Source organism: Myroides sp. C4067, assembly GCF_038039665.1.
In the GTDB taxonomy this organism is placed as follows: domain Bacteria; phylum Bacteroidota; class Bacteroidia; order Flavobacteriales; family Flavobacteriaceae; genus Flavobacterium; species Flavobacterium odoratimimum.
This window is the reverse complement of record NZ_JBBPHJ010000008.1, coordinates 133,298-150,972: the sequence shown is the minus strand read 5'-3', so window position 1 is coordinate 150,972 and position 17,675 is coordinate 133,298. Positions and strand designations below refer to the sequence as shown.

The 17,675-nt window shown below is 35.5% G+C and carries 12 protein-coding genes; 7 read left to right on the top strand and 5 right to left on the bottom strand.

Translation table 11 applies throughout. The features are described from left to right. Positions 1-685 precede the first annotated feature (685 nt). From AABL87_RS08180 to AABL87_RS08155, 6 genes are all read left to right on the top strand, one after another. Entirely contained in the window at positions 686-1,546 is an 861-nt protein-coding gene (locus AABL87_RS08180; protein WP_058699217.1) for an MBL fold metallo-hydrolase, read from the top strand. A gap of 76 nt (positions 1,547-1,622) precedes the next feature. Next, on the top strand, positions 1,623-3,236 hold the full coding sequence (locus AABL87_RS08175; RefSeq protein ID WP_006257893.1) for a S8 family peptidase: 1,614 nt from the start codon (positions 1,623-1,625) through the stop codon (positions 3,234-3,236). 54 nt (positions 3,237-3,290) lie between these two features. Beyond that, on the top strand, positions 3,291-5,213 hold the full coding sequence (locus AABL87_RS08170) for a M1 family metallopeptidase (RefSeq protein ID WP_006257894.1): 1,923 nt from the start codon (positions 3,291-3,293) through the stop codon (positions 5,211-5,213). Positions 5,214-5,283: 70 nt separating this feature from the next. After that, the gene (gene rnpA, locus AABL87_RS08165; RefSeq protein ID WP_006262479.1) at positions 5,284-5,685 is read left to right on the top strand and encodes a ribonuclease P protein component; all 402 of its coding nucleotides are present in this window, start codon (positions 5,284-5,286) and stop codon (positions 5,683-5,685) included. Positions 5,686-5,936: 251 nt separating this feature from the next. Then, positions 5,937-6,806 (top strand): tyrosine-protein phosphatase, encoded by an 870-nt coding sequence (locus AABL87_RS08160; RefSeq protein WP_006262478.1) that lies wholly within the window; start codon positions 5,937-5,939, stop codon positions 6,804-6,806. A gap of 98 nt (positions 6,807-6,904) precedes the next feature. After that, positions 6,905-8,887 (top strand): KUP/HAK/KT family potassium transporter, encoded by a 1,983-nt coding sequence (locus AABL87_RS08155; RefSeq protein WP_006262477.1) that lies wholly within the window; start codon positions 6,905-6,907, stop codon positions 8,885-8,887. Between the two features lie 43 nt (positions 8,888-8,930). Here the strand turns inward: AABL87_RS08155 and AABL87_RS08150 are convergent, their stop codons facing one another. The 3 genes from AABL87_RS08150 to AABL87_RS08140 all read right to left on the bottom strand — a co-directional run bounded on the left by AABL87_RS08150 (position 8,931) and on the right by AABL87_RS08140 (position 12,693). Further along, a complete protein-coding gene (locus AABL87_RS08150; RefSeq protein WP_071307632.1) occupies positions 8,931-9,839 on the bottom strand; it encodes a DUF4837 family protein in 909 nt (302 codons plus the stop codon). Between the two features lie 99 nt (positions 9,840-9,938). Further along, on the bottom strand, positions 9,939-11,447 hold the full coding sequence (locus tag AABL87_RS08145; protein WP_006262475.1) for a lytic transglycosylase domain-containing protein: 1,509 nt from the start codon (positions 11,445-11,447) through the stop codon (positions 9,939-9,941). 55 nt (positions 11,448-11,502) lie between these two features. Further along, entirely contained in the window at positions 11,503-12,693 is a 1,191-nt protein-coding gene (locus tag AABL87_RS08140) for a phosphoglycerate kinase (protein ID WP_341277158.1), read from the bottom strand. A 522-nt stretch (positions 12,694-13,215) separates the two neighbouring features. Between AABL87_RS08140 and AABL87_RS08135 the strand changes: the two genes are divergently transcribed. Further along, positions 13,216-14,364 (top strand): DNA polymerase III subunit, encoded by a 1,149-nt coding sequence (locus AABL87_RS08135; RefSeq protein WP_006257901.1) that lies wholly within the window; start codon positions 13,216-13,218, stop codon positions 14,362-14,364. 243 nt (positions 14,365-14,607) lie between these two features. Here AABL87_RS08135 and AABL87_RS08130 read toward each other — a convergent pair whose 3' ends face one another. Together AABL87_RS08130 and AABL87_RS08125 are read right to left on the bottom strand one after the other, a co-directional pair. Further along, positions 14,608-16,887 (bottom strand): helix-turn-helix domain-containing protein, encoded by a 2,280-nt coding sequence (locus AABL87_RS08130; protein ID WP_006262474.1) that lies wholly within the window; start codon positions 16,885-16,887, stop codon positions 14,608-14,610. A 93-nt stretch (positions 16,888-16,980) separates the two neighbouring features. Beyond that, positions 16,981-17,571 carry an OmpH family outer membrane protein gene (locus tag AABL87_RS08125; RefSeq protein WP_006257903.1) on the bottom strand — a complete coding sequence of 197 codons (591 nt, stop codon included), beginning with the start codon at positions 17,569-17,571 and terminating at the stop codon, positions 16,981-16,983. Between the last annotated feature and the right edge of the window lie 104 nt (positions 17,572-17,675).

Sequence of the window (17,675 nt, the reverse complement as noted above, 5' to 3'; positions counted from 1 at the left end):
ATGATAATCCGTCTCTACTTTATTGACCATACAATTAACTGACCTACTTTCTGGATACAGATAATCTATCTCTACATTGATATGGCTACTTTATTTGACACGGATGATAATCCGTCTCTACTTTATTGACCATACAATTAACTGACCTACTTTCTGGACACTGATAACGCTACTTTGTTTGACACGGATGATAATCCGTCTCTACTATAATCACAATACAATTAACTGACCTACTTCCTGGACACGGATGATAATCAGTGTGTACATTGATATGGCTACTTTCTGGACACGGATAATAATCTGTCTCTACTATAATCACAATACAATTCCTAATTCTTCATTAACTATCGCCCTCTTTTGCCCTTTTTGGTTAATATTGGAGAGATTGCCTTGCTTTGGTCATTTCATTTAAGCATAACCAACTATTAATAAGCACTTTATATCGTTTTATTCAAAAATTGTTCGGAAGCTGTTCGGTAATGAGCAGTGTTTACTTGGGATAAGTACCCTTTTACCGAACCGTACTAAATCTCTACCCGAAGCATCTATATACTACTATAATTTCCTTAGATAACCGATTAGATCCTCTGCTATACCAAGGCCAGTGACAGACTTTTGCAAAAAAGAGAGACTAGGAGAAATAATTTTAGTAATTTGCACCTAACTCAAATAAACTAAAACAATTATGAAACTATACGCTATAGAAAGTGGCAACTTTAAACTAGATGGTGGTGCTATGTTTGGCGTTGTTCCTAAAGTGATTTGGAACAAAACCAACCCTGCTGATGCTAATAACCTCATCGACTTAGGGGCTAGACTACTCCTTATCGAAGAGGGCAACAGACTGATCCTTATCGATACAGGTATGGGAAATAAACAATCTGATAAATTCTTTGGTTATTATAATCTATGGGGAGACCATAGCATAGATAAGTCTCTAGCTAAGCATGGCTTTCACAGAGATGATATCACAGATGTATTTTTGACACACTTACACTTCGACCACGTAGGAGGTGCTGTAAACTGGAATAGTGATAAGACAGGATATGTAAACGCTTTTAAAAACGCGAAGTACTGGACGAATGAGAATCACTGGGAATGGGCAACTAAACCGAATGCGAGAGAGAAGGCTTCTTTCTTATCAGAGAACATCCTTCCTATACAGGATAGCGGTGCACTTCACTTCATCCCAAAGGCTCAAGGAAACATACTGCACAACTCCGAATTAGACTTTGATATCTTCTTCGCAGATGGACATACTGAGAAACAAATGATCCCTATACTGAACTATAAAGGCAAAAAGATAGCTTATGTAGCCGATCTACTGCCTACAGTAGGACATATCCCACTTCCTTATGTAATGGGATACGATACAAGACCCCTGCTAACACTAGACGAAAAAGAGAAATTCTTAAAGATGGCAGCTGATGAGAATTGGTATTTGTTCTTAGAACACGATGCTCATAATGAAATCATCACTGTGCAACATACTGAAAAAGGAGTGAGACTAAATGAGAATTTAAAAGCTAATGAAATCTTAATTTAGTGTTAAGTACACTTTCAAGATGTAACTTATTTATATTTTTAGCACGAATAACATTGATAATTTAAATTTAACTATAATGCGATTGATTAAACCTTTATACCTATCAGCTGCTTTAGCATTAGCTTTAACTAGCTGTGGTACAACGAGTACGATTACCAATACACCGATCTCGGGTGTAGATAATCTACCGAAGAGAACAACAAAACTTACAGAAGAACAATTACGCAGATGGAGTCATTTAGACATCATTAATGATACTGTTCCTGGAATGTCTGTTGACAGAGCGTATGAAGAAATTCTTAAAGGAAAGAAATTACCTAAGAAAGTAATTGTAGGAGTTGTAGATTCAGGTGTTGAGATTGATCACGATGATTTAAAGACTCAAGTTTGGACAAACCCTAATGAAATAGCGGGTAATGGTATCGATGATGATAATAATGGATACATCGATGACATCCACGGATGGAACTTCTTAGGACAGTCTGTACACGAAAACGTAGAGATGGTACGTGTGATCCGTAGAGGTGATGATGGTTCTGATCAGTATAAAAGAGCGGTGAAGGAATACGACGAAGAGGTAAAAAGCAACCAAGAGAGCAAACTACGTGTAGATATGTTATTGCGTGCAAATGAGCGTATCGCAAAATACCTAGATAAGAAGGACTACACAATGGATGACTTAAACAGTATTCCACTAGACGCGACTGAAGAAATCATCCACTCTAAGAATGTTATGTATAATATCTTAGCTGGTGGAAGAGAGTTGTCTTGGTTAGAAGCTTACAAAAACAGTGTAGAAAGTAAAGCAAAACACCACTTAAACTTAGAGTTCGACGGTAGAAAGATAGTAGGTGATGATCATACAGATATCAATGATAGAATCTATGGTGATAACAACGTGATCGGACCTGTAAGAGAAGAGGCTAAACACGGTACTCACGTAGCTGGTATTATCGCTCAGACTCGTGGTAATAACTTAGGTGGAGACGGTGTAGCATCTGACGTAGCAGAGATCATGGCTGTAAGAGCTGTACCTGATGGAGATGAGTATGATAAGGATATCGCATTAGGTATCAGATATGCAGTAGATAACGGTGCTAAAGTAATCAACGGAAGCTTCGGTAAATACTATGAAGAAAACAGTCAGTGGGTACGTGACGCTATTAAATATGCAGAAGAGAAAGATGTACTTATCGTAGTAGCTGCAGGTAATGATGCTATGGACTTAAACATCCCTGGAGGTGTAGAGCGCTACCCTAACGATAACGTGAAGATGGGACCAGAGATCTCTAACAACTTCTTAGTAGTAGGAGCTCTTAACCCAGAGTTTGGTAAAAATATGGTAGCTCGTTTCTCTAACTATGGAGATTATGACGTAGACGTATTCGCTCCTGGAGTGAAAATCTATGCTACTGTACCAACGAATAGTTATGAGTACTTACAAGGTACTTCTATGGCTTCTCCTAACGTAGCAGGTGTTGCAGCATTAGTGAGAGCTTATTACCCAGAGTTTACAGCTGGAGAAGTGAAGAAAATCATCATGGACTCAGGTGTAGCAGTAAACTTCGACGTAGTAGTAGGTGAGAAAAAAGAAATCAGAAATTTCCAATCTATCTCTACTTCTGGTAAGTTTGTAAATGCGTACAATGCATTATTATTAGCTGAGAAATTATCAAAAGCTAAAAAATAAAACTTGTAACTAAGTAACCCTTAATATAAAAAGCTCCACATTTATGCATAATATATGTGGAGTTTTGATTTCAAACACATTATGAAAAAAATATTACTAACTCTAGCTATCTGCTCTATTGCCCTAATAGACGCAATCGCTCAAAACAACCCTAATCCAGGTTATTGGCAACAACATGTTGACTATAAAATGGACGTGAAGATGGACGTGAAAAAGTACCAATACACAGGTACTCAAAAGTTAACTTACACAAACAATTCACCTGATACTTTAAAAGCAGTATACTTCCACCTTTACTACAACGCATTCCAACCCAATAGTGATATGGATGCGCTATTATCAAATATCGCTGATCCTGACTCTCGTATGGTAGATACTAAAACAGTGAGAGGTAGAAAAGTATTTGAAAGTAGAATCACAAAGCTAAAAGACAACGAAATAGGATACTTAAAGGTATCTAAAATGATGCAAGATGGTGAGGCTTTAGAGACGAAAGAAGTAGGTACTATACTAGAGGTGACTCTAAAAAAACCTATCGCTCCTAAGTCATCTACTGTATTCACAATGAACTTCGATGGACAAGCTCCTGTAATGATCCGTAGAGCTGGTAGAAACTCTAAAGAGGGTGTAGCACTGTCTATGTCTCAATGGTTCCCTAAGATCGCTGAATATGACTTCGAAGGATGGCATGCTGAGCAGTATCTAGGTAGAGAGTTCCACAGTGTATGGGGTGACTTCGACGTAAAAATTACGTTAGATAAAAACTATATCTTGGGTGGTACAGGTAATATCGTAAATAATAATGAGGTAGGATATGGATACCAAGATGCTGGTATCGATGATAATTCTATCAAAAAAGGTAAAGAGCTTACATGGCACTTTAAAGCTGAGAATGTACTAGACTTTACATGGGGAGCAGACCCTAACTTCATACACGATACGTATGATGGACCTGATGGAGTGAAACTTCACTTCTTATATAAAAACAATCCTGCTATTATAGATAACTGGAAAAAACTACAGCCTGTAACAGCAGAGTTAATGAAATTCTTCAATGAGAATGTAGGTCCTTATCCTTATAACCAATACTCTGTAATACAAGGTGGTGATGGAGGTATGGAATACTCTATGTGTACCCTAATCACAGGCGAGAGATCATTCCCAAGCTTAGCAGGAGTGACAGCTCATGAGTTAGCGCACAGTTGGTTCCAACATGCTTTAGCTACTAATGAGACGAAACACGAATGGATGGATGAAGGGTTTACTTCATTTATCTCTGACCTAGCGATGCTAAAGATCTTACCTAAAGACCAACAAGAAGATGTGAACCCGTTCGGATCTACTTATAAGAGCTACTATAGCTTAGTGTCTAAGGGAATGCAAGAGCCATTAAGCACACATGCAGATCATTACTTGACCAATAGAGCTTATTCTACTTCTGCATACAGCAGAGGGTCTATCTTCTTAACTCAATTAGCTTACTTAATCGGGTGGGATAATATGATGACTACACTGAGAACGTACTATAATGAATACAAGTTCACTCACCCTACTCCTAATGACTTCAAGCGTGTAGCTGAGAAAGTATCTGGTGCTGTATTAGACCAATATTTAATCGACTGGACACAGACGAACAACACGATAGACTACTCTATCTTATTCGTAGAAGAGGTACAGAAAAACCAAACTTTAGTTACTTTAGGTAGAATGGGAAGAATGGGTATGCCTTTAGATATTTTAGTAGAATACGAAGATGGTTCTATAGAGACATTCTATATTCCTTATACTTCAATGCACTGGATCAAACCTAACCAGTACGTACAATACGAAAGAACAGTGTTAGATGGATGGGGATGGGCTCAACCAGAATATAAGTTCACAATCAATAAACCAAAAGGTGCTATTAAGAAAATAGTGATCGACCCAAGCCAGTTTATGGCTGATGTAAATCAAGAAAATAGTATCTATACAAAATAGAAATAGGCCGCAGTAGCGGCCTATTTTATTTATAAATATTTCATATTCCTTTGCTACCTTTGCAGTCTATATGGAACAAAAAAAATACAATTATCCTAAAAAGGAAAAGCTAAAAAGCAAAACTGTAATCGAAGAGTTATTTACAACTGGTAAAACTGTGAGTAAATACCCTTTGAGAATGGTATACGTGCAAATAGCTAATCAAGAAGACCTCCCTCTAAAAGTAGGAGTATCTGTATCTAAACGCCATTTTAAAAAGGCGGTAGATAGAAACTATTTTAAAAGATTACTACGCGAAGCATATAGGCAGAATAAACACTTACTACTAGAAAATATAGATAAGCCTTATGCAATGATGCTATTCTATCAATCTAAAGATAGATTAACATTCAAAGATGTAAACGAGAAGATGATTAAGCTTTTCGAGAAATTCATAGACGCTACAACAGAAAAAAAAGAAGACAACTCTTAATAGTTTGTCTTTTTTACATCTTATATTTGCACTATATTAAAAATACACTTAACTTAATAGTTTTCTGATTATTAATCATTAAATACTAATAAATAAGTATCTTTTTATTGTTTAAAGGTATTGTTTATTCTTGATTGAGTTGATCATTTTTACAATATCTAGCATCTAATGCTACTTACATGTAAGAGTTCAGAAAAGCATTGTTATAAATATACCTGAGTTTGTTCAGGCTTTAAAATAGTGATAGCTCTATGCAAAATTTAGAAAAAGGAAATTGTTTAATCGAAACAGATAGTGATGTAGAACACATCTCTACACCTAACAAAAGCACTCTAGACCTTAATACTACACACAAAGCTCTTGAAGTAGCGAATAACAGATTGCGCCAACTACCTTTAGAAGGTCAGTCTAACTTCAGAGATCTAGGCGGATATCAAACAGAGGACAACAAAACAGTCAAATGGGGATGCTTATTTCGCTCAGGACAATTGAGCAACCTAACTGACGTAGATCTAAACTACCTAAGCTCACTTCCGCTGACTACAATAGTAGACTTTAGAAGTGAAGAAGAAAGTCAAGAACAAAAAACACTGTTACCTAAGACAGTTACTAATGAAGTACTTCTACCAATCACTCCTGGTAATCTTAGTAAGAATCAGGTCATGCAGATCGTACAAGAAGGAGATATAAACCTAGCTACTAAACTCTTAGTGGATATCAATGAACAACTGGTACTCCACAACCAAAGTCAATACAAAGCTTTCTTTAGAGAGGTAGAATGTTCTGAGGCTCCACTAATGTTTAACTGTACTGCAGGTAAAGATAGAACAGGCTTCGCTGCTGCTCTACTCCTATCTGCTCTAGGTGTGAATCAACATACAGTGATAGAAGATTACCTATTGACTAATCAATATGTCAATCTCGATATACAACAGATACAACAACAATTTAATCTAGAAACACAACAAGCCGAAACACTTCTAACCCTATTCACAGTACAAGAACAATTCTTAGCAAAAGCATTGAATACTATAGAAGAATATTATAATTCTGTAGAACAGTACCTAACAGAAATATTAGAAGTGGATATCGCTTTATTAAAAGCAAAATATCTTTACTAAACTAAGACTAGCCATGGAGTGGTATATATTCCTATTCTGACTATTAGCTTATTAGTAACCATATCGTTACAAATTACAAGTTTAAATCCGACACTTTTATGCAAGCACAGTCATCACATGGCCACAGTTCTCAATTGAATAAAATAACCTTAGGAACACTACTGGTGACCTTAGGTATTATCTATGGAGACATTGGTACATCCCCACTTTATGTAATGAAAGCCATCATAGGAAAAGAGATTATCCGAGAGGATATTGTCTTAGGAGCTATTTCATGCGTTTTTTGGACCTTAACCTTACAGACGACCATTAAGTATGTTTTTCTAACCCTAAAGGCAGATAATAATGGTGAAGGAGGTATATTCTCACTCTATACTTTAGTCAAGAGGTTGAAGAAACGTTGGTTAATCATTCCTGCTATTATTGGAGGTAGTGCACTATTAGCCGATGGTATCATCACCCCTCCTATCTCTATATCATCTGCTATAGAAGGACTTAGAATATATGAACCAAACCTACAGACTATTCCGATAGTGATAGGAATTATCTTTATTCTCTTTGTCATCCAACAATTTGGTACCAAGGCTATTGGCAAATTCTTTGGCCCTATGATGACTTTGTGGTTCTTAATGATAGGGATAATTGGTCTATTTCACTTAATGGATAACCTTACAGTACTAAAGGCTTTAAATCCTTATTATGCAGTTCATTTACTTTCTATACACTCAGAAGGATATTTTGTATTGGGATTTGTCTTTCTATGTACTACAGGTGCAGAAGCACTTTATAGTGATCTAGGACATTGTGGGATAAAGAATATACGCATCACTTGGGCATTTGTAAAAGCGATGCTAGTATTGTGTTATTTTGGACAAGGAGCTTATTTAATCAACTTTTCTAACCAAACACTACTACAACTATCACCGGATAATCAAAACCCCGCAAACCCTTTCTTTTTAGTTATGCCTGAGTGGTTCTTGCCATTTGGTATAGCCATTGCAACAATAGCGGCTGTAATCGCATCACAAGCCCTAATAAGCGGATCATTTACACTAATCAATGAAGCGATAAGACTTAACTTATGGCCAAAAGTAAAAGTAAAATTCCCGACCAATGTAAAAGGTCAATTATATATTCCTTCTATCAACTGGTTGCTATTCTTAGGCTGTGTATTCGTGGTACTACACTTCGAAGAGTCAGGTAATATGGAAGCTGCGTATGGACTAGCAATTACCTTGTGTATGATCATGACTACAATCTTACTAGGCTACTATATGTACCTAAAACGTGTACATATTGTTGTAATCGTATTAGTCGAACTAATATACCTAAGCTTAGAGGTATCTTTCTTTATCGCTAACGTTCAGAAGTTCACTCATGGTGGTTATGTTACCGTTATCATAGCATCTTTGCTAGCAGGTACGATGATTATAAACTACCTAGCGAAGAAGATAAGAAAGAACTATACTGAGTTTGTCAATATAGAACAGTATAAAGACATTCTTCTAGATATCAGTGGAGATACAAGCATTCCTAAATTTGCTTCTAATCTAATCTATCTAACCAACTCCAATACATGCTCTAAAATAGAATATAAAGCATTGTATTCTATCACACAACGTAGACCTAAAAGAGCAGATAACTATTGGTTCATACATGTGAATGTTAGTGATCAACCTTATAACTTAGAATACAAAATACAGAAGATGGGTGCTGATAATATTATCCGTGTTGACTTTTATCTAGGTTTTAGAAATGACCAAAAGATCAGTGTACTCATGAAACAAGTACTTAAAGAGCTAACAGAAACAGGAGAAGTAGATGTAATCAGTAAATACACCTCTTTACAAAAAAACAATATCTATACAGACTTTGAATATGTATTGATAGAGAAAGAATTGTCTTATGACAATGAACTACCTGCTCATGAAACAATCATACTTACACTATATGAATGGCTTAAAAAACTAGCACTATCAGAAGAAAAGGCCTTTGGTCTTGACAGTAGTGCTGTAACAGTAGAACGATTCCCTATGGTGATAAACCCAATAGAAGAATTACCTTTACACAGAAGGTATTAATACATAAAAAGGCGTTCAGTGATGAACGCCTTTTTACTTCTATTTAATTTGTTTCGCTCTCATTAAACTTTAATGAGTTTACGATTGATTCTACTTCCATTAAGATACCTCTCTTTCCCATAGCAGGATTATATACTAACCCTTCTATAAACAGGTACCTACTAGCTGATTCATCCCGGAACACATAACTCATATAAGGACCACTCATAAAGCTATTATGCATGTCCCAATCTCCAGTGAACTCATATACCTTTCTTCCTTGTCTTACAAACTCTTTATTGTTTGGAATAAACCCTTCATTGAGCCTTAGATATGAATTATCTTCTATAGAATGTATATACTTACCATTCACTGAATCCTTCACTGCTAATAAGTTATTTAGAATAGTATCATCTGTATTCTCTATTCTCTCCATTGGCACATCATAAATCAGAATATTACTATTACCTGAAGCAATATTCTTTTTAAACCATACAAAGTGGTAATTACTTCCAACCAACTTATACGTAGTCGGCAAATTAAGGCTTACTTGAAACTTATCCTGAAAATAATCAATATCAACTATCTTCCCTTCAAGAATACGCTTTGCAACGACATCAAACTCAGAGCGCAAAATAGAACTCACAATAGAGTCTGAATTCTTCTTAAACTCGCTTATTAGCCCCTTCCTAGAATCTCCGCTAACTGTAAAGTACATCTGACCAGCAGTGTACTTATCTTTCTCAAACAGAAAACTATTGTTACTATAGTTATCCGAAAAGACGATTATATTTCTTCTATTCTTCGTACGTGAAGAAAATAGATTAGGTGAGATCTGTTCTAAAGAAAAAGTAGACTCTGGTGGTGTAATTCCTTCTATAGGTACAGCCAGATGTTCTCTTATACTATCCCCTACACTACCATACCATAGTCTATCATTAATGACTATAAGTATCTGGTGAGGTTCGTCCATAGGATTGTTAGATCTATTCTTAGCAGACCTGTCTCTACACCCAACGAGTGCAAACAATACTAACAATACATAACCAATATACCTCACTCTTATCTTCTTCTAATTAAGTCTTAACTTCATACCTGGACGAATGTCATCTGAGTCCTTCATATTATTTAAGGACTTTAATTTAGTCACAGTCACTCCAGCAAACTTCTTACTTATAGAAGATAATGAATCTCCTCTCTGCACAGTATAGAAATTATTCTTAGTACCGCCTGACGCTTGAGCCACCGCTTTTTTACCTACTACTAATTTCTTACCAGGGTAGATTAGATTTCCTTTTAGATTATTTAATTTCTTTAATTGTGCAACCGAAATACCGTATTTATTAGCAATAGTACCTACACTCTCACCCTTGCGTATCGTGTGATAACGCGGATTAACAGAGCTACTTTCTACTATAGATTCTGCAACTACAGCATAGTTTGGTTGTTCCTTTTTAGAATCTAAAAAATCTACATAAGCATACATCTTTTCTTCATTAGAGGCCATTAAACCTATTTTCTTTATAGGTAGTCTTAAGAAGTTCAACTTACCACTATCATAAGGAATCACTTGTAACTTATAAGTTGGGTTTAAGAACTCTATTTCTTCTTTAGAGACATCTAATAAATTAGCGATTTGGTCAAAAGACATTGTTTTCTTAATCGCTATTGTATCAGTCTCCACTACCTTTATAGGTGCATTTTTAGACGTGATACCATGCTCTTTAGCATATTCAAAAATATACATAGTAGCGTAGAACGCAGGCAAATAGTTTTGTGTTTCACGTGGAAGATTTGGTCTAATATTCCAGTAATTCGTATATCCATTAGAACGACGAATCGCTTTACTCACGTTACCTGGTCCAGCGTTATATGATGCTAATACTAAATCCCAATCACCAAACATACCATACAAGTCTGACAAAAACTTAGCAGCTGCCTCAGATGACTTTAATGGATCTATACGATCATCTATATAAGAAGTTACTTCTAGATTATATTGTTTACCTGTAGGATACATGAATTGCCATAGACCAGTAGCTCCCACTCTAGAACGAGCTACAGGATTAAGTGCAGATTCTACTATAGATAAATATTTAACCTCTAAAGGAACATTTTGTTTTGCTAATTGCTCCTCAAACATTGGGAAATAATATTCTGATAAGCCTAATAACCTCTCAAAAGAACGTTTTCTATTCTTTAGAAATGATTTAATCACTCGTTCTAATGTTTCATTGTATTCAACATTAAAAGGTGTTTTCTCATTTAATCGTTTTAAACGTTCTTTTAAAAGCTCAGTAGGTAATTCATCAAAACGAACATCTCCTTCGTCAAAGTTTGCATCAGCTAACTCATTCTCTAGCTCATTAAATAAATCCTGGTTTAATAACTCATTCAACCAACGCTTCTCTATAGAAGCACTACTAGCATGGTTAACAAATGTCTTTTTAATAGAGTCCAGATACACCTCTGGGCTCATTTCTTTCTTTGATACTTCTGTAAGCGTACTAGGCTCATTCTGTCCCATGACTGAGTACGAAAAAAGACCGCATGCTAATAAAGTTAATACTTTGTAATTCATCGCGCTATGTATTATAAAATCCCTATGCTTGGTATATAAGCATAGGGACCTACTATTATTCTTGTATTGCTTTAATTCCTGGTAATACTTGACCTTCCAACATTTCCAACATTGCTCCACCTCCAGTAGAAACATAACTCATCTTAGGCGCTAGACCGAACTGTTTTACAGCAGCTACAGAGTCTCCACCTCCTACTAATGAAAAAGTACCATTTTTAGTAGCTTCAGCAATGAAGTTACCTAACTCGATCGTACCATTCGCGAATTTCTCCATCTCGAATACTCCTAAAGGACCATTCCACAAGATGATTTTTGACTCAGCTACCACAGGTTTTAAGCTTTCTAATGTCTTAGGACCAACGTCTAAACCTTGCCATCCATCAGGAATTTCATTAGCAGCTACCACTTGTACATTTGCATCAGCAGCAAATGCATCAGCAGCCAAAATATCTACTGGTAAGTGTACTTGTACATTCTTTTCTTTCGCTTTTTTCAAGATATCTAAAGCTAACTCTAGCTTATCATCTTCGCAGATAGAATTACCGATCTTACCACCTAGAGCTTTAATAAACGTAAAAGTCATCCCTCCACCGATAATCATGTGATCTATCTTATCTAAGATATTCTCGATAATCGTAATTTTAGAAGATACTTTAGAACCACCTAATACAGCTGTAACAGGCTTATCAGTACTATTCAATACCTTATTTAAACTCTCTATCTCTTTAGCTAATAAATAACCAAAGCATTTTTTATCAGCAAAGTACTTCGCTACGATAGTAGTAGAAGCATGTGCTCTATGTGCAGTACCAAAAGCATCATTCACATAAAAATCAGCTAACTCAGCTAATTGTTTTGAGAACCCTTCATCACCTTTTTCTTCCTCTGCGTAGAAACGTAGATTCTCTAATAAGATGATATCTCCAGCTTTACTAGCTGCGATAGCTTCCTTAACTGTACTTCCTACACAGTCGTTCACAAAAGTAACTTTATGTCCTAAAATATCTTCTGTTTTTGCAACGATATGACGTAGTGAATACTTGTCATTGCGCTCTCCCTTAGGTCTTCCTAAGTGAGACATTAAGATAGCTACACCACCCTCTTTTACTATTTTTTCAATAGTAGGTTTTGCAGCCTCTATTCTATTTGTATCTGTAACATTAAAATTCTCATCTAGGGGAACATTAAAGTCAACTCTAACCAACACCTTTTGATCTTTAAAATCAAAACTATCAATAGATTTCATCTTTACTTTTTTATATATTTTACGATAAGTTACACAAATATAAATCTTTTTCGATATCAGACTACCTGATTATTATATTGTTAAACGAAAATTTTAACATATTACACTCATTAGTCTTTTATAAATACACCAATAAACAGAGTTATTAATAAATATATTACACTTTACATATATTTATTATTCAATATTATAGTATTTACAGACAGAAATACAAAATAATAAGGGCAAATAAATATTTAAACTATTTTTAATTTTAGAACAGTTATAGACTAGAACTTGTCTAAAAAACTCTAAATAACAAACAAAATAGATACTCCTAACACAAAACTAAACGCAAAACACATTGACTTAATCATCACTTCATAGATTTAGTACCCCATAATAAGCTGTATCATTACAATACATTGTTATAGAACAAACCTTATTTTGTGAAGGTAATTATTCTCTAAACAGAAATAAAATAGTTGTACAATTATGAATCTGATTATTTTAAACACTTGATAATTAATTTATCTTTGCCTTATGCAATTTTCAGATATTATAGGGCAATCCTTTTTAAAGAATCATTTGATACAGTCAGCTGCATCAGGTCGTGTACCTCATGCACAGTTATTTATTGGTGGAGAAGGTACAGGTACTTTACCCATGGCTATCGCCTACGCACAGTATTTACTATGCAAAAATACAGGTAATGAAAACACAGGAGGAAATGATGCCTGTAATATCAAATTCAACAATCTTGCTCACCCAGACTTACACTTTGTGTATCCTGTAGCTACGACAGAAGCTGTAAAAAGGAATGCTACTAGTGATCTATTCGCAGAACAATGGCGTAGTTTTTTAAAAACAAATAAATACGGAAACCTTTTCGATTGGTACACCCACATTGATATTCAGAATAAACAAGGACAAATAGGAGTAGATGAAGCGAGTGAAGTACTGAAGAAACTTGCCTTAAAATCCTTTGAAGGTGGTTATAAGATTATGATCATTTGGATGGCAGATAAGCTAAATACTGAGGCTTCTAATAAACTGCTAAAGCTATTAGAAGAACCGCCTGCTAAAACGGTGTTTATCCTAATCGCAGAGAACGAGAAGAATATTTTACAGACTATCCTCTCTAGATGTCAAGTACTAAAGTTTCCTCCGCTTAACGCTATCGAAATACAAGAAGCTTTAATACAACGTGAGCAATGTGATCCACAGGAAGCCATCATGATCGCTAATCAATCTCAAGGAAGTTATAATAAAGCACTGAGCTTACTGCATAATAAAGCGAATGCCTTACCTTATGAGAAATGGTTTGTACAATGGGTGCGAGCGGCCTTCAGAGCCAAGGGAAATGCTGCTGTAATTCAAGAGTTAATAGAATGGAGTGAGGAACTAGCTGCTCTAGGACGTGAACAGCAAAAACAGTTTATAGAGTTCTGTATAGAACTATTCAGACAGGCTCTGCTGTTAAACTATCAGACACCAGAACTAGTGTATTATAAAACGACAGTAGATAAGTTTAAACTAGAAAACTTTGCTCCCTTTGTGAACGGAGAAAATATAAATGAAATATACCAAGAGCTAGGTGATGCCATCTACCATATAGAACGAAATGGTAATGCTAAAATGATCTTCACAGATCTATCTATAAAGCTAACACGGTTAATACATAAGAAGTAATAAAAACGGTCGCATTCGATGAATACGACCGTTTTTTTATTGTTTCTATTTAGAAGAGCATTGCTTTAGCTTGCACTTTCTTGCAGATTCCTAGGACTTTCCTTGGAGAATCCTAGGCAAAACAGGTGTTTTGTCGAAGGAATGTGCTAGAATACTGCAAGCACTCCCCTAGCAAAGCAAAAGCAAATAAGCCCCTTATTCTATTTAGCCTATAGAAATAGAATGAATGTATCAATATCAATCTTACTCCTCTTTCTGAGCCATTGCACGTTGATACAGTTTTAATTCTTCCCATGAGAAGTCCTCTTCTGCATTCGCTTTAATCTCAGATAAAGTCATTCCCTTACTCTTTTCAAATAAAGCAGTTAACTCCTCTATACGTTCTTTTGGTAATACTTCCTCTAAGGTAATATGTCCATCCATAATCAACTTACCGATATGAGAATAAATCGTAGTCGTAGTCAGTTTTCTAGTTAATGCAATATCTTCTATACTCATCTTCTCTTTCCACATCTCTAGAGTAATGACAAACGTAGACTTCTTTTTCTCTTTCGACTTCGTCTTTGGACTAGAAGAATACACTTCTATATCTTCCTCCTCTTCTACTCCTAGTTTAGTACTTCTTATCAGATTAGCGATATTGACTAAATGGTTAATCTTATACTCACTGATCTCTAGTGAGCGCAGATTCTCCTTGCATATCTTCTTATCCTCTTCTATTAACTTCAACATAATAGAAGCCTTCTTCATCTGAATAACTGTCTTCAATAACGACTCTTCTAACGGTACTAATTCTTCGTAGAACGCCTTTGATTTCTTCGCAGTTTTTACCTGTGCAATAGTGAACAATAGTTCAAAAACCATGTGATCTAAACGAGGGAAAAAGTAATCATATGCTTTAAGTACACGTTCTTTAGTAAACTCAAATCTGAAAGGTTCTTCATTAAACAATGCTCTTAACTGATTGACAAATTTCTCTGAGTGAACAACCATTTCATCTAAGTGATTTGTCATACGCTGAGCCCAGCCCATAAATGCACTTTTCTTACTTCTCTCCGCCTCGGCATTATAACTATAAAGGTGCGTATGCCATTGTGTACTAAGGTTAAACCAAGAATAGGTCTGTATCAGATAGTTTCGAAGAAAGTTCTTTGTCTCTATCTTTAATTGCAGATTTAATTCTTCTGTGCCAGCCTTATTCTCTGCATAGCTCATTACATCCTCATCATTGACTAAGCCGTTCATCTGTATAGGGGATAATAAGACTAGTCCCTCTAACGAACGAAGTCTAGATAAGGCAACATAAGCCTGTCCAGGTAAAAATACCTTAGATACGTCTAAAACAGCTTTATCGAAGGTAAGCCCTTGACTCTTGTGCACCGTAATAGCCCATGCTAGCTTAAGCGGATAATGACTAAAGGTACCTAATACCTCCTCTACAATCTCCTTAGTATTAGGGTCGACCGTATATTTTATATTCTGCCACTCGTATCGTTCTACTTCAATGACTTCTTTATTTTCAAACTCTATGAATATCTCATGCTTAGTCAAGGTCTTCACCATCCCCATCTTACCGTTGTAGAATCGCTTCTCTGGAGATATATCATTCTTAATAAAAATAACTTGAGCACCTTCTTTAAGCGTCATTTTAGCCTCGATAGGATATATCTTTTCAGGGAAATCTCCCACTACTTCAGGCATAAAACTAAACTCCTTCGTAAACAATCCTCTAAGTGCGTCCTCATTAATCTTGTCCGCCTTAGCATTATGTGTACTTAGAGTGATATAACCAGGGTTATCTTTTATATTAAAGTTAGGATTGGTATACTGATTTAAGAGTGCCAAATCCTCTCTAGATACGCGATTATTGCGAAGATTATTTAGCAAGTTAATAAACACTTGATCCGACTGTCTATACACTTTCTCTAACTCGATATACAAGGGAGGATACTGTCTAACAACTTCTGAATGGAAGAAATATACCCCGTCATAATAGCGCTTCAGCACATCCCATTCTTGGTTCTTCACAACAGGAGGTAACTGTAGTAAATCTCCTATAAAAAGAACCTGTACTCCACCAAAAGGTTGTTGACTTTTACGCACAGTCTGTAACATAAAGTTCATCGCATCTAGTACATCTGCACGCAACATACTGACCTCGTCTATAATCAACAAATCCATGTTTAAGAACAACGCTCTACGAGCATTACTCATCAGCATATGACGCCTTAGCGATACGCGATTTTCAAACTTGATTGTATCAGTAAAAATAGGAGGATTCTTAGTATCAGGGACAAAAGCAGCAAAAGGCAAATGAAAAAAGGAATGTATAGTCACTCCACCTGCGTTCAAAGCCGCTATCCCAGTAGGAGCTACTATTACTGCATTCTTATGTGTAGTATTAATAATTTCTTTTAACAAGGTAGTTTTACCAGTACCAGCCTTTCCTGTCAAAAAAAGAGATCTATTCGTCTCATTGATAAACTTTAAAACGTATTCTGCTTCTTCTGAAAAATTAGTCATTCCTTTTTTTTTACAAAATACGATAATAAAACTGTACTAAACGAAAAAAGCCCCTGTTAAAACAAGGGCTTTCTCTAAAGTAATTCAAAGATATTACTTTTTATCTTCTTTGCTTTCTGCAGGTTTTGTCTCCTCTAATTTAGCAGGAGTAGCGCTACCTTTATATTTAGCATTTAATTCTTTGATCATGATTTCAGTAACATCATTACCGTCTTTACTATAGATAACAGTAGATGCATCCTCAGTGTTGAATACATAGTCTAAGTTATTCTTTTTAGCATATTCAGCGATATGTTCTTTTACTTTCTTCACTACAGCTTCCATTTCCTCACCGCTCTCTTTTTGTAAAGCTTGCATTAAAGTTTGTTGTTTAAACTGTAATTCTTGCTCTTTTCTTTGAAGGTTAGCAGCAGTTTGCTCAGCCCATGCTTGTCCTTTTTGACGAGCATTAGCTTGGAAGTTTTGAACCTCTTGTTGGAACTTAGCAACTTCAGCTTCTAAGCTTTTTCCTTTTTCTTCAGATTGGATCTTATATTTTGATTCCATATCCTTCATCTCTTCATACTCCTTCATCAACTTAGCAGAATCTACATAAGCAGTTTTGAATTCAGTAGCAGGAGTTGCATTATTATTACATGAAAATAATAATCCAGCTATACCTAGCATTAAAATAGTTTTTTTCATTTTCGCTTTTTTAAACCTGTTGTAAATGTAATAAACTTTTTACAGTTAAATAAAAATAATTAAGATATAATAAAAATCTATCAAATCTATTTAACTATATAGAT

What these genes read in the sequence shown, in the direction of transcription:
- AABL87_RS08140 (WP_341277158.1), bottom strand. Translation starts at nt 12,693, where the DNA reads ATGAAATCTATTGATAGTTTTGATTTTAAAGATCAAAAGGTGTTGGTT.
- AABL87_RS08175 (WP_006257893.1), top strand. Translation starts at nt 1,623, where the DNA reads ATGCGATTGATTAAACCTTTATACCTATCAGCTGCTTTAGCATTAGCT.
- rnpA (WP_006262479.1), top strand. Translation starts at nt 5,284, where the DNA reads ATGGAACAAAAAAAATACAATTATCCTAAAAAGGAAAAGCTAAAAAGC.
- AABL87_RS08180 (WP_058699217.1), top strand. Translation starts at nt 686, where the DNA reads ATGAAACTATACGCTATAGAAAGTGGCAACTTTAAACTAGATGGTGGT.
- AABL87_RS08135 (WP_006257901.1), top strand. Translation starts at nt 13,216, where the DNA reads ATGCAATTTTCAGATATTATAGGGCAATCCTTTTTAAAGAATCATTTG.
- AABL87_RS08170 (WP_006257894.1), top strand. Translation starts at nt 3,291, where the DNA reads ATGTGGAGTTTTGATTTCAAACACATTATGAAAAAAATATTACTAACT.
- AABL87_RS08125 (WP_006257903.1), bottom strand. Translation starts at nt 17,571, where the DNA reads ATGAAAAAAACTATTTTAATGCTAGGTATAGCTGGATTATTATTTTCA.
- AABL87_RS08145 (WP_006262475.1), bottom strand. Translation starts at nt 11,447, where the DNA reads ATGAATTACAAAGTATTAACTTTATTAGCATGCGGTCTTTTTTCGTAC.
- AABL87_RS08155 (WP_006262477.1), top strand. Translation starts at nt 6,905, where the DNA reads ATGCAAGCACAGTCATCACATGGCCACAGTTCTCAATTGAATAAAATA.
- AABL87_RS08160 (WP_006262478.1), top strand. Translation starts at nt 5,937, where the DNA reads ATGCAAAATTTAGAAAAAGGAAATTGTTTAATCGAAACAGATAGTGAT.
- AABL87_RS08150 (WP_071307632.1), bottom strand. Translation starts at nt 9,839, where the DNA reads ATGGACGAACCTCACCAGATACTTATAGTCATTAATGATAGACTATGG.
- AABL87_RS08130 (WP_006262474.1), bottom strand. Translation starts at nt 16,887, where the DNA reads ATGACTAATTTTTCAGAAGAAGCAGAATACGTTTTAAAGTTTATCAAT.